At 73.5% G+C, this 12,540-nt stretch carries 13 protein-coding genes; 6 read left to right on the top strand and 7 right to left on the bottom strand.

Annotated features, from left to right (window positions below; genetic code table 11):
- Positions 1 to 9: 9 nt before the first annotated feature.
- A complete protein-coding gene (locus FLX07_RS28085) occupies positions 10 to 1,422 on the bottom strand; it encodes a nitrosuccinate lyase (protein ID WP_142574691.1) in 1,413 nt (470 codons plus the stop codon).
- Positions 1,419 to 3,473 carry an FAD/NAD(P)-binding protein gene (locus tag FLX07_RS28080; RefSeq protein ID WP_142574690.1) on the bottom strand — a complete coding sequence of 685 codons (2,055 nt, stop codon included), beginning with the start codon at positions 3,471 to 3,473 and terminating at the stop codon, positions 1,419 to 1,421. The genes FLX07_RS28085 and FLX07_RS28080 overlap by 4 nt, the downstream gene beginning before the upstream one ends.
- A 99-nt stretch (positions 3,474 to 3,572) precedes the next feature.
- Between FLX07_RS28080 and FLX07_RS28075 the strand changes: the two genes are divergently transcribed.
- On the top strand, positions 3,573 to 4,511 hold the full coding sequence (locus tag FLX07_RS28075; RefSeq protein WP_142574689.1) for a LysR family transcriptional regulator: 939 nt from the start codon (positions 3,573 to 3,575) through the stop codon (positions 4,509 to 4,511).
- A gap of 38 nt (positions 4,512 to 4,549) precedes the next feature.
- Here the strand turns inward: FLX07_RS28075 and FLX07_RS28070 are convergent, their stop codons facing one another.
- A complete protein-coding gene (locus FLX07_RS28070; protein ID WP_142574688.1) occupies positions 4,550 to 5,197 on the bottom strand; it encodes a mycothiol-dependent nitroreductase Rv2466c family protein in 648 nt (215 codons plus the stop codon).
- Between the two features lie 170 nt (positions 5,198 to 5,367).
- Here FLX07_RS28070 and FLX07_RS28065 point away from each other — a divergent pair, with 170 nt between their 5' ends.
- Complete coding sequence (locus tag FLX07_RS28065) at positions 5,368 to 6,162, top strand: isocitrate lyase/PEP mutase family protein (protein WP_142574687.1); 795 nt, start codon at positions 5,368 to 5,370, stop codon at positions 6,160 to 6,162.
- A gap of 14 nt (positions 6,163 to 6,176) precedes the next feature.
- Here FLX07_RS28065 and FLX07_RS28060 read toward each other — a convergent pair whose 3' ends face one another.
- Positions 6,177 to 6,605, bottom strand: coding sequence for a TIGR03668 family PPOX class F420-dependent oxidoreductase (locus FLX07_RS28060; RefSeq protein WP_142574786.1), 429 nt, complete (start codon positions 6,603 to 6,605; stop codon positions 6,177 to 6,179).
- A 90-nt stretch (positions 6,606 to 6,695) separates the two neighbouring features.
- Between FLX07_RS28060 and FLX07_RS28055 the strand changes: the two genes are divergently transcribed.
- Positions 6,696 to 7,115, top strand: coding sequence for a ClpX C4-type zinc finger protein (locus FLX07_RS28055; protein ID WP_167748419.1), 420 nt, complete (start codon positions 6,696 to 6,698; stop codon positions 7,113 to 7,115).
- Positions 7,116 to 7,121: 6 nt separating this feature from the next.
- Here the strand turns inward: FLX07_RS28055 and kynU are convergent, their stop codons facing one another.
- Positions 7,122 to 8,360: a kynureninase gene (gene kynU, locus FLX07_RS28050; RefSeq protein WP_142574685.1), complete on the bottom strand. Its 1,239-nt coding sequence runs from the start codon at positions 8,358 to 8,360 to the stop codon at positions 7,122 to 7,124.
- A 262-nt stretch (positions 8,361 to 8,622) separates the two neighbouring features.
- Here kynU and FLX07_RS28045 point away from each other — a divergent pair, with 262 nt between their 5' ends.
- Entirely contained in the window at positions 8,623 to 9,378 is a 756-nt protein-coding gene (locus FLX07_RS28045) for a GntR family transcriptional regulator (RefSeq protein WP_142574684.1), read from the top strand.
- Positions 9,379 to 9,491: 113 nt separating this feature from the next.
- Positions 9,492 to 9,704: a hypothetical protein gene (locus FLX07_RS28040; RefSeq protein ID WP_142574683.1), complete on the top strand. Its 213-nt coding sequence runs from the start codon at positions 9,492 to 9,494 to the stop codon at positions 9,702 to 9,704.
- 112 nt (positions 9,705 to 9,816) lie between these two features.
- On the opposite strand, the gene FLX07_RS36700 is transcribed toward FLX07_RS28040, so the two are convergent.
- On the bottom strand, positions 9,817 to 10,974 hold the full coding sequence (locus tag FLX07_RS36700) for a hypothetical protein (RefSeq protein WP_167748418.1): 1,158 nt from the start codon (positions 10,972 to 10,974) through the stop codon (positions 9,817 to 9,819).
- Between the two features lie 153 nt (positions 10,975 to 11,127).
- On the opposite strand from FLX07_RS36700, the gene FLX07_RS28030 reads away from it, so the two are divergent.
- Positions 11,128 to 11,658 carry a gamma carbonic anhydrase family protein gene (locus tag FLX07_RS28030; protein ID WP_142574682.1) on the top strand — a complete coding sequence of 177 codons (531 nt, stop codon included), beginning with the start codon at positions 11,128 to 11,130 and terminating at the stop codon, positions 11,656 to 11,658.
- Here the strand turns inward: FLX07_RS28030 and FLX07_RS28025 are convergent.
- Complete coding sequence (locus tag FLX07_RS28025) at positions 11,564 to 12,499, bottom strand: endonuclease/exonuclease/phosphatase family protein (RefSeq protein ID WP_167748417.1); 936 nt, start codon at positions 12,497 to 12,499, stop codon at positions 11,564 to 11,566. The two genes, FLX07_RS28030 and FLX07_RS28025, sit on opposite strands and share 95 nt — an antisense overlap.
- Between the last annotated feature and the right edge of the window lie 41 nt (positions 12,500 to 12,540).

Raw genomic sequence — 12,540 nt, 5'->3', positions numbered from 1 at the left:
AGGACCTCCTCACTCGTCTGGACAGCAGCGTAGAACGCGGTCGACGAGCGCTCCGGCGGCCCCCGTGTACTCGGCGGGGTCGAACAACCGGACCAGGTCCAGCCCGTCCGGCATGGGCAGGAGTTCCTCCAGCACCTCGGCCACGGGACGCCCGGACGCGGCGGCGGCCGCGGACGCCTCCCCGAGCAGCCGCTTGGCGGCGGCCTTCCCCAGGACCGGCGCGAGCACGGCGGCCGCCCGTTCCGTCACAGTCAGGCTGCCGGTGAGCGCGAGGTTGGCCCGCATGCGCTCGGGGAACGCGACCAGCCCCTCGGCCAGTTCGGCCGTCACGGCGGCGGCCCCGCCGACCAGCCGCAGGCACTCGCGCAGCGGCTGCCACTCCGCGTGCCAGGCGCCCGCGGGCCGTTCGTCCTCGGCGAGCAGGCACTGGCCGAGGCTCGCGGCGAGCGCGGGCACCTGGATCGCCGCCGACCGGACGAGGGTGGCGAGGACCGGGTTGCGCTTGTGCGGCATCGCCGACGACACGCCCCGGCCGGGGGCGGCCGGCTCCACGACCTCGGCGACCTCGGTGCGCGACAGCGACTGCACGTCCACCGCGATCTTCCCGAGCACTCCCGAGGCGAGGGCCAGCGCCCCGGCGAGGTCGGCGATCGGAATCCGCAGGACGTGCCAGGGGACCACCGGCTCGGCCAGCCCCACCTCGGCGGCGAACGCCGCGATCAGCCGCTCCGGGTACGTCTCGGGGTCGGGCACCGCGGCCATCCGCGCGTACTCCACGTAGCCCGCCAGCGTGCCGGCCGCGCCGCCGAGCTCGGCCGGCAGGTCGGCGCGTACCCGGCGCAGCCGGACCGCGGCCTCGCGCACGGCGTGCAGCCAGCCGGCCGCCTTAAGTCCGAACGTGGTGGGCACCGCCTGCTGGGTCAGCGTGCGGCCCGGCATCAGCGTGTCGCGATGCCGCGCCGCGAGCCCCGCGAGCGCGGTCGCGGCCCGGTCCAGGTCGGCGGTGATCAGGTCGAGGGTCCGGGCGGCCACCAGCATGGCGGCCGTGTCCATGATGTCCTGGCTCGTGGAGCCGCGGTGCACGAATTCGGCCGCGGCCGGGTCCACCACCGCCACGGCAGCCGTCAGGTCCTCGACCAGCGCCACCACCGGGTTGGCCGCCTCGCGGGCGCGCAGGGCCAGGGCCGCCAGGGCGAGGCCGCCCGCCTCCGCCACCTTGCCGATCGTCTCCGCGGCCTCCATCGGGACGACCCCCAGCCGGGCCTGCGCGCGGACCAGGGCGGCCTCCGCGTCGAGCATCGCGCGCAGCCACGCGCCGTCGCCGGTCGCCCGTTCGGCCGCCGAACCCACCCGGACCGGGGACAGCAGGCCCAAATCGAGGTCACTGCCGAGGTCGCCGCCGAGGTCACTGCCGGGGGTCATCGGACGCCCGCCGGGGTCGGACCGCAGGCGAGAGCCGTACGCGGGCCGGCGGCCACGCGGGCGACGCGGCGACCCGGGAGGGCCCGCGCGGGCGTCAGCGCGAGCACGCTGCGGGCGATGGCGTCGGAGTCGCCCAGGATCACGGAGTTCACCCCCGGCCGCACGCCCGCGGCCGTCACCCAGTGGACCGACTCGGTGGGCACCCCGTACGCGAACCGCCGCTGGTGGGCCCGCCCGTCCGCGTCCAGGAGCCGGTACGGCCGGCGGGTGACCGCGAGGCCGCCCGTCTCGTGCCCGTCCTCCCCACGCCGCCCGCCGATCACGTACGCCCGGCACTGCCCGGTGCCGAGCAGGTGGCGCAGCAGGGGGTCGGCCGTGCGCCGCAGGTCGATCTCCGGCAGGCGGGCCTCGACGAGCACCCTGGCCCGTACGGCGGAGCCCGGCACGGCGGCCGACTCGGCCTCGAAGACGCCGTCGCGGGCGTGCACGCGCATGTCGGGACCGATGACGGTGAGCACGCCCGCCTCGATGAGCGCGATCATCTGCTCGACCCGCTCGGCCGGCGGCCCGATGGACAGGAACGCGTTGAGCGGCGTGTACCACCGGTCGAGGTCGTCGCGGTGCGAGCGCCCGGTGAGCCCGCCGTGGTCGACCACCTGCCTGACCTCGTTGCGCAGATCGCGCAGCACGTCGAGGGCGGCCTTCAGCGGCCCGCTGACGTTGCCCTCGCGGGCCTGCGCCAGGTCGGTGCGCAGGTAGGCGGTCAGCCATTCGCGCCAGTCGTCCGGGCCGCCGAAGCCGATCCCCCGGTACGGCTCGGCCACGCTCTCCCAGTCCCACCGCACCGCCGCGCCGATGCCGAAGGCGTCCAGCACCAGGGCCTCCCCGGCGTCGCCCCAGGCGTGGGCGAGGTAGGCGGCGCGGAAGCGGTCGGCGACGCACGCGCAGTCCCGCCGCGCCAGGAGGGTCGCGTAGTAGACGGTCTCCACCTCCTTCGCGATCAGCGGCCACAGGTCGGCGCGGAAGTCGAGCCCACCGCGGGCGGCCGAGCGCTCGGCCAGCGACGCGATCCTGCCCGGCGTGAGCAGCAGCGGTTCGTGCCTGCCCTCGACGCCCTTCTCGTTCTCCCCGCGCGACTGGTACGGGATGCCCCGGCGCGATCCGGCGTACAGGCGGGGCTCGCGGCCGGAGGGCCGGTAGACGAGGCGGCCCGCCTCGCCGCGCTCGAACCGGCCCCCGCGCCCGAGCGTCAGCAGGGCCATGTGGTCGAAGAAGTTGAGCCCGAGCCCGCGCAGCAGCACCGCCTCCCCCGGCCGTACGTCGCTCAGGTCGGCGTCGGCGGGGTTGGCGGGCGGCACGTGGACCAGCCCGTGGGCGGCGGCGTACGCGGCCGCCTCCCGCTCGGCGGCCGAGGGCGCGACCGGCAGGTGCCCCTGGGCCAGGACCACCGCGTCGAGCGAGCCGAGGACGGTGCCGTCCTCCAGCACCACCCGCTGCGCGCCGGTGCCGGGCACGTCGTCGAGCGCGGTCGCCCGCGTGGCATGCACCCGCACCTCCACCTGCCGGGGCGCCCGTGCGACCACTCGCTCGAACACCCAGCGCAGGTAGCGCCCGTAGAAGGCGCGGGTGGGGTAGGTGTCGGGCCCGAGCCGGCGCGCCTCGGCGAGCACGTCCGCCGAGACGCCGTCCACCGAGACGCCGTCCACCGACACGCCCTCCGCCGGAAGCCCGGTGTCGGCGAAGAGCACCAGGTGCCGCGCCCACTCGTGCAGGCTGGGGCCCGTCTCCAGCGGCCCCCGGATGCCGACGCTGGGATCGGTGAAGAGCGTGACCTGCGAGGCGACGGTGTTCATGAGCAGCTGGCCCGGCTGGTCGGTGCGCCACACCTGTCCCGCCCCCGGCGGGTACGGATCCACGACGTGCAGCAGGACGCGTGCCCGCGGCGGCAGCCGCCGCGCGTTGGCGCACAGCCGCTCGATCACCGACATCCCGCGTGGCCCCGCTCCGATCACGCACACCTCGAACGGCCGGGTCGATCGTGTTGTGGTCATCCGCTCCTCCAGTTCCCCTCGGGTCGTGAGTCGAGGATGCGGCAGCGAAGTCTTCGTGAGGTATGTCACATTTGGCGAGGCGGTGTTAAGCATTGCTTCATGCACGACGTGACGCGCCTCGGGGCGCTGGTGGCGGTCGCCGAGGCCGGTTCGATCACCCGGGCCGCCGCCCGCCTCGGTTACACACCGCCCGCGCTGTCGCAGCAGATCGCCAAGCTGGAGCGGGAGGCGGGAGCCACACTCGTGATCCGGCACCGCCGCGGCGCCACGCTCACGGCGGCGGGCGAGCTGCTGGTGGAGCACGCCCGGCGGGTGCTCGACGAGCTGGAACGGGCCCGGCACGGCCTGGCCGCGCTCGCCGGCCTGTCCGGCGGCCACATCACGATCGGCACGTTCACGACCGCCGGCATCCACCTGCTGCCGCCGGTCCTCGCCGCGTTCCGGCGGGCTCACCCCGCCGTGGAGGTGAATGTGAGGGAGTACGAACCGCCGTCAGGGCTGCCCGCGCTGGCCACCGGCGAGGCCGATCTCGTGCTCACGCACACCTACGAACATCAGCCCGCCCCCGCGCCGCCCTCCGGGGTCCTCGTCGAGGCACTGCTGGTGGAGGAGCTGGTGCTGGTGGCCGCCCCCGGGCACGCGCTCACCGATGCGGCCGAGCCGCTGCCGTGGCCCGAGCTCGCCGGCCGGCCGCTGATCAGCGGCTCGCGCGGGCTGGCCAACCGGGAGGCGCTTGAGGCGCTGTTCCGCCGCGAGGGGCTGGTGCCGCCCGTCGTGGCGTACGAGACGGGCAACTACGGCATGTCGTGCGCCCTCGCCAGCGGGGGCATGGGCCTGGCCCTCGTGCCGAGGACCGTCGCCGACCTGGCCGAAAACCCCCTCAGCGTACGACGGCTCGCCCCGCCCGGCCTGCACCGGACGATCAGCCTGGCCATGCGGTCCGACGACAGGTCTCCCGCGCTGGCGACCATGCGTTCGCTGTTCAGGAGCATGCGCAGGGCGGCGCCCCGGCGGCCCCAGGAGGAGCCGCCGAGGTGAGGGCGCCGGTCGGTCCGAACCGTGTCATCCGAACCGTGTCAGTCGAATTCGGGGTCGGTGTTGCGGCTGCGCTTCATCTCGTAGAAGTACGGGAACTTCGCCATGGCGACGGCGCCGTCGAAGATGCGGACCGCCTCATCGCCCCGCGGGATGCGGGTCATCACCGGGCCGAAGAACGCCACGCCGTCGATGTGGATCGTGGGCGTGCCCACCTCGTCGCCGACCGGGTCCATGCCCTCGTGGTGCATCCGACGCAGGGCCTCGTCGTACTCGTCGGTGCCGGCGGCGTCGGCCAGCTCGACCGGCAGCCCGACCTCGGCGAGCGCCTCCTTGACCACGACCCCGTAGTCCTTGTTGTCCTGGTTGTGAATGCGCGTGCCCATCGCGGTGTACAGGTCGCGCAGCACGCCCTCACCGTGGTGCTGCGCGGCGGCGATGCACACCCGGACCGGGCCCCGCCACCTGGGCACCGCCTCACGGTAGAAGTCAGACAGGTCCTCCTTGCCCTCGTTGAGCACGGAAAGACTCATCACCCGGAACCGCAGGTCGATGTCGCGCTGCTTCTCGACCTCCAGAATCCACCGCGACGTGACCCACGCGAACGGGCAGACGGGGTCGAAGTAGAAGTCCACTCGGGGACGGCTGCCCGCTCCGGCCTGGTCGACGGCGCTGTCGATGTCGCTCATGAAACTCTCCTGACGAATGGGCTCGGGGGGATCGGAGGGCCGGTTTCGCGAGCGTATCCAATGACCGGTGGGCCACGACACCGGACTCGACCCCTTGAACCACCAGCGGTTCCCCCTCATCGTCGGCCGGTGGTGTCGTTCTCACCTGCCGGGCTCTCTAGGCTGTCCTCATGGCTGAGATTCACGCGAAGCCGGAGATCGGCGAGAAGGCGGCGACCCTGCGCGCGCTCCACGTGCCCGGCGACCCCCTTGTGCTGCCCAACGCCTGGGACGCCGCGTCGGCGCGCGCCGTCGAGGCGGCGGGCTTCCCCGCCGTCGCCACCGGCAGCGCGTCCGTCGCCGCCGCCCTGGGCTACGAGGACGGGCAGGACACGCCGGCGGACGAGATGTTCGCGGCCGTGGCCCGCATCGCCCGGGCCGTCGCGGTCCCCGTGACCGCCGACGTCGAGCGCGGCTACGGCCTGAAGCCCGCCGAGCTCGTCGAGCGGCTCGCCGCCGCGGGCGCCGTGGGCTGCAACCTGGAGGACTCCGACCCGGCGACCGGAGCGATGATCGACCCCGCTGAGCAGGCGGACTTCGTGGCCGCCGTGCGGGCGGCGGCGGACGAGGCAGGGACCGGCCTCGTGATCAACGCCCGCGTGGACACCTTCATCCACGGTTCGGGGACCCCCGGCGAGAGGCTCGCGGAGGCGCTCGACCGGGGCGGCCGCTACCTCACGGCCGGCGCCGACTGCGTCTACCCGATCTTCGCGGGCGACCCCGAGGTGATCGCCACCCTCGCCCGGGAGCTCGGCGGCCCGATCAACGTGCTGTCCCGGCCCGGCGTGCCGGCCGTCCGCGATCTCGCGGCCCTCGGCGTGGCCAGGGTCAGCTTCGGTCCCGGCATCCACCGCGCGGCCCAGGCGTTCACGGCCCAGATGCTCGACACGATCGCCCGGGGAGACGACCCCTTCCCGCCCGCCTGACCACGTCGGCCGGCCTACATCTCGCCGTACGACCAGCCCGACCAGCGCTCGACGCGGACGAGGATCGCGGGCCCGGCCGGGGGACGCTCGCGATACGGGGCGTACTTGCGCACCAGCCACGCCACGGCCCGCTCGTGCTCCTCGCCGCCCTCCACGACGCGGGCGAGCCCGTCGGCGCGCACCCACCACAGCCGTTCCCAGTCGTCCTCGTAGTGGTCGGCCAGCAGGCAGACGCGGGGATCGTCGCGGATGTCGCGCAGCCGTCGCAGGTCGGTGGTGGCCTTCGGCTTGTGGTCCACCGCCGTCACCACGGTGCCCTTCTCCCCGTCCCGCAGCACGGCGAACGTGACCGGGACGAGCCGCGGCGCGCCCCCGGCTCCAGCGGTCGCGAGGCGGGCCACCGGGGCCGCCGCGAACAGCTCGCGCGCCCGCCCCTCGGGCATTCTCACCGGCCCAGCCTACGCACGGTGAGCCTCCGGTCGCGCCCCCGGGCGCGCTTGATCGTCTTTGTACGGCGGCCTATGGTGTCCGCCATGGAGGCATCTGAGTTACTCGAGCGGGCCCGCTCGCGCGCATCCGACCCCGCAGACCCCCTGGAAGTCCTGTCCGCCGCGATCGCCCTGTGCCGGGACCTGTCCGGCGAACCGGGCGGCGCGGTGGACTCCCTGCTCGATCTCGCCGTGTGCCGGGCCCGTGAGGCCGGCGCGTCCTGGACCGCCGTCGGTGAGCGGTTCGGGTACATCGTGCGGAGCCCGCGCAGGCGCTTCACGCCCGCCTTCGCCCACCGGCACCTGGTCAACCGCCGCATGAAGCGCGACGCCGCCTGCTCCTTCTGCCGCAGGCCGCCGGGCCCACGCGTCCACATGGTCCACGGCGAGGGCGGGCGCATCTGCGACCGCTGCGTGGCACTGGCCGGCGACATCGTCGCCGGGCTGGCCCGTCGCGGCCGCTGACGCGCGTCAGGTGACGGTGAGCCGCGCCGCGTAGCGCTCGTCCCGCCACAGCTCCTCGCCGAGCACCTCGGCCAGCGCCGTCGCCGCGTCGTACACGTCGACATGGCGCAGGTACAGCGGGGCGAAACCGAAACGGACGAAGTCCGGCTCGCGGTAGTCGCCCACCACCCCCCGGTCCGCGAGCGCGCGCACCACGGGGTAACCCTGCGGGTGACGGTAGCTGATTTGGCTTCCCCGCCGCTCCGGGTCGCGCGGGGTGGCCAGGGCGAGCCCGAGCCCGGGGTCGACGAGATCGTCGAGCAGGTCGATGAACAGCGAGGTCAGGGCCAGGCTCTTGGCCCTGACCTCGTCCAGGTCCACCCGCTCCCAGATGTCGAGGGACGCGTTGAGCGCGGCGTACGACAGGATCGGCGGGCTGCCCGTGGCGAAGCGGCGCACACCCGGGGCGGGGCGGTAGTGCGGTTCGAAGTCGAAGGGCGCGGCGTGGCCGTGCCAGCCCGACAGCACGTTGTGGACGGCGTCCTGGTGGCGCGGCGCGACATACAGATAGGCGGGGGCGCCGGGCCCGCCGTTCAGGTACTTGTAGGTGCAGCCGACGGCGAAGTCCGCCTCGCCCACCCGCACGGGCAGCGCCCCGGCGCTGTGGCACAGGTCCCAGACCATGAGCGCGCCGGCCGCCCGGACCAGCTCCGTCACCGCCGCCATGTCCCTGGCCTCGCCGGTCCGGTAGTCCACGTGTGACAAAAGCACGAGCGCGACGTCCTCGCCGAGGGCGTCCTCCAGCGAGCTGCCGGCCTCGCCGACGTCCCGGATCTCGTACGCGCCGAGCGCCCTGGCGGCGCCCTCCACGACGTACCGGTCGGTGGGGAAGTTGTCGAGGTCGGAGACGATCACACGGCGGCCGGGCCGCAGCGGGAGGGCGGCCGTGACCACCTTGAAGATGTTCACCGAGGTGGAGTCGCCCGCCAGCACGTCGCCGGGCCGCGCGCCGACGAGGGGCGCGATGCGGTCGCCGGTGCTCTGCGGCATGTCCCACCAGCCGGCCGTGTTCCAGCTCGCCCCGAGGTGCACCCCCCACTCGGTCTCGACCGCGTGGGCCACGCGTTCCGGCGTATGCCTCGGTAGCGCGCCGAGCGAGTTGCCCAGCAGGTAGACGACCCCGGGAGGCAGCGAGAACTCGTCCCGGAACGCCCCGAGCGGGTCCTTGGCGTCGAGGTCCTGGCATTCGGCACGGCTGAGAACCATCGGCAACTCCTTCGTCACAGCATTATGTACCGAAATATCCGATCTTGTCGTGGTCGTGATGACAGAGCGTTCCCGGTGCCGGTAATACCGGAAGGGACCGTTCCACGGATGCGGACGGCTATAACCCCCAGAGATCGCCACACCGGCACGATCAGCCAAAAGTAAGCACAAGACGCACCCAAGACTCTGTGCGATCGTGGACAAGACGGGGCAAGTTCTCTGGAGACGCCAAACCCCCGTTGGTGACAGAGGGTGATCAAACGTGACGGAATCCCCGTCGGTGCATCACGAGTCCCCGATCTATCGCCGTATCGCCGACCGGCTGCGCGATCAGATCCTGTCCGGAGCACTCGGTGACGGCGACCGCCTACCGGGCGAGAACGCGCTCATGAAGGAGCACGGCGTCGCGCGGGCCACGGCACGACAGGCGCTCGCCGTGCTGATCAACGAAGGGCTGGCCGTGCCGAAGCGGGGATCGGGCGTCTACGTGCGGCTGTTCCGCCCCATCCGCCGCCACGGGTCGCGCCGGCTCTCGCGGGAGCAGTGGGCCCAGGGCCTGGCCATCTGGGACTCCGACACCCGGGGCCGGTCGTACGTCGTGGACGAGGTGACCATCCTGCGTGAACCGGCGAGCGAGCAGGTCGCCCGCGTGCTCGGCGCCGGCGAGGTGTGGGTGCGCCGCCGCCGCTACTCGGTGGACGGCCGTCCGGTGCAGCTCGCGGCCTCCTGCTTTCCCGCCGATCTCGTGGAGGGCACGGCGGTCGTCCTGCCCGACACCGGCCCTGGCGGGGTGTACGCCCGGCTGGGCGAGCTCGGCCGGGCTCCCGTCCACTTCAGCGAGGAGGTGCGGGCACGGATGCCGCTGCCCGGGGAGGCCGGGTCGCTGGGCCTGCCGGCCGGCACGCCGGTGATCTCCGTCACGCGGGTGGCCTTCGCGGAAGGGGGCGTGCCGGTCGAGGTCAATGAGATGATCTTGGACGCGGCGTCGTATGTACTCCAGTACGACTTCGACGCCTAGGTCAAGAGGCAAGGTTGACCTGACCATACCGATCATTGATTTCTCTAGAGATGTCCCCCACCTTGAGGAGGAGACGTCAAGCACCCGGGCATATGGCGAGGAAAGGTGTACGGATGTCCTTGGACCGACGCCTCGCCGAGATCGCCCGGGAGTTTCCCAAGTGGACGATCTGGCGGAGTGACGCGGGCCGGTGGTGGGCGACCCGGCACCACCCGCTCACCTCGGCGCAGCGGGCGGCGGGATGCGCGATGACCATCGACGCCGACGAGCCCGACGGGCTGCGCGAGCTGTTGTGCGAGCAGGAGGCCCGCGTCGCCGATCCATGAGCGCGGAAGCCCCCGACCCGATCGGGGGCGGGGGCTTCCGCTACCACCACTCACACGACTCTCACCCGGCCACCCGCTGATACGGCCACGCGGTCACCCGGCGCGGGTGGGCTCACTTGCCGGCGGCCGGCTTCCCGTCCGGTGCGGCACGCCGCACCCGGCCGAGATTGACGTCGGTGTCCTCGGGCGACGGCGGCACGTCGTGACCGTTCTCGTGGCGTCCGTCGTCCACGATCAGGACCGCGTCGTCCTCGTCGCCGTCCATCCGCCCCTGACCCGTGGCGGCGTCGTCCGCCTCGTGCCCGGACGGCGCGGCCTCCAGGGCCTGCGGCGTGTCCTCGACCGGCTCGTGCGGCTGCTCGTAGGACTGCTCGTACGGCTGCTCGTGCCCCTGGGCGGGCGCGCCCGCGGCGATGGCGTGCACCTGCGGCCCGGGCGGCAGCACGGCGGCCTCGTCGATCAGCGGGCCGGCCGCGCTCTCGCGGTGCATCAGGTCGCCGAGCACCGCGCCGATCTCGTTGAGCCGCCGCACGACCTCCGTGTGGGTGTCGCTGAGGTAGGCCACCCGGCGGCCGGTGTGCTCGTCCAGCGCGTTCACCCGGTGCTGCGCCGCCGCCAGCATGGCCTCGGCCTGCCCGCGCGCCTCGATGAGCAGCCGCTCCGCCTCCATCCGGGCGGCGGTGAGCTGCCGCTCCCCCTCGGCGCGCGCGGAGCGCAGGGTCTCCTCCGCCTCCGCACGGGCCGAGCGCAGGGTCTCCTCCGCCTCCCCGCGGGCCGAGCCCAGCGTCCCCTCCGCCTCCGCGCCCGCCTGCGCCAGCAGCCGCTCCGACGTGGCGGTGGCGTCGGCGACGCGGCGCTCGGCCTCCTCCTGGGCGGCGCCCCTGATCGCGTCGGCCTGCTCACGCGCCGACGTCACGAGCCGTTCGGCCTCGGCCGCCGAGGTCTCGCGCAGCCTCCTGGCCTCCGACTCGGACGCCTCCTTGTTGGCCGTCGCCTCCTCCTGCGCCAGCTTGAGTATCTGGCTCAGCCGCTCCCCCAGCTCGTCGGGGTTCTGCGGCGACTCCGTCATCCTCCGCCGCGCGTCGGCCAGCTCCAGGCGGCTCTGCTCCGCCTGGTCGATCGTGCGGGCGAGCCGCTCCTCCAGGTCCCGGATCTGGTTGCGGGTCCGGATCATGTAGTCGTGGACCTGCCTGCGGCTGTAGCCACGCATCACGACTTCGAAGGAGTCGTCACTCATCAGGTCGGGGAAGTTGTCGGTCTGATTCGTCATGAGAAACCCTGGGGTTGGAGATAACGACGGTAACGCAGCCAGGACACGACTTTCCTGCTATCCGTCGCACATCGCAACCTGAACGCCTCGGTCGGCCGGCGAAACCGGACGCCGCGCCGGGCCCGGCGCGGGCGCTCGTGGGATCATGGCCCCATGCCGTACATCGCCGACCTGGACGACGACGCCACGCCGATCATCCATCCCGAGGCATGGGTGGCCCCCGGGGCGGTGGTCGTCGGGAGGGTGCGGCTCGGGCGCGGCGCGAACGTCTGGTACGGCTCTGTGCTGCGCGGCGACGACGAGCGCATCGAGGTCGGCGCCGAGGTCAACATCCAGGACCTGTGCTGCCTGCACGCCGATCCCCGTGAGCCCGCGATCCTGGAGGACCGGGTGAGTCTCGGCCACCGGGCGATGGTGCACGGCGCGCACATCGAGACCGGCGCCCTCGTGGGGATCGGGGCGGTCGTGCTCGGCGGCGCGGTCGTCGGGGCCGGGTCCCTGATCGCGGCGGGGGGCGTCGTGCCGCCCGGCCGCCGGATCCCGGCGGGCGTGCTGGTCGCGGGCGTGCCGGGGAAGGTCGTGCGCGAGCTCACCGACGACGACCGCGCCTCCTTCGCCCGTACGCCGGACAACTATCTCGCCAAGGCCCGCCGTCACGCCGCGGCCTCGGTTCGGTCCCGATGAGCGTGCCGGCCAGCGCCCGGTGGTCGGACAGCTCCGGGTCGGTCTCGATGACCTCGGCTCCGCCCGGACGGTAGTCGGCCTCGGTCGCGAAGATGTAGTCGATCTTCCGGCCGCCGCGCGTGGTGGGCTCGCCGCCCCGGCGCGCGACTCCGCGTGAATCCGCGTCGACCTCCGTGTAGCCGCCGTCGCCCAGGCCCATGCCGTACACCTCGGTCAGCTGGTCGTGGCCGGGCTCGCGGTTGAAGTCGCCGGTGAGGATCACCGGGTCGTTCCCGGCGTACTCCGACACCAGTCCGGTGACCTGCCGCGGGGTCTCGGTGTCGGAGATGTGGGTCACACAGCAGATCGAGCGGCGCGGGCCGACCCGGCCGGTGGCGCACAGCAGGCCGCGCGGGTGGATCGTCTCATCGGGTGAGGCCGGGGCGTGGTCGGCGCGCAGCAGCCGCCGCAGCGGCGGGCCCTCGGCGCCGTTCTTCAGTGCCAGCGCCATGCCGAAGGTCTTGCCGTCCGGCGGGGCCGTGTCCGGGGTGAGATCGCTCCACAGCGTGCGGCACCGGTCCTCGCGGCCCGGCCCGCCGCCCTTCGCGTAGCCGTACCAGACCAGACGGTAGCCGGGCAGCTCACCCCGGAGCAGGCCCACCTGGGCGTAGCACATCTCGGTGAACGACGCGACGTCCGCGTCCCGCGACCGGATCAGCGCGGAGACCTGACCGGCCCAGGTCCTGCGGCGCTCGGGGGTGAGGTCGCGTACGCAGGTGCCGGCGCTGTTGCCCGCCGCGCAGACGTTGTAGGTGAGAACGCTCACCCGATAGGTGTCGGCCACCGATGGAAGACCGGCCACCACAAGCGCAACAATCGCCACTCCTGCGACAAATACCCCCA

Origin of the sequence: Microbispora bryophytorum, assembly GCF_006874465.1 — a bacterium.
Lineage (GTDB): Bacteria > Actinomycetota > Actinomycetes > Streptosporangiales > Streptosporangiaceae > Microbispora > Microbispora bryophytorum.
Note: the sequence above shows the minus strand (reverse complement) of the source record. Positions and strands in the feature narration are given on the sequence as shown.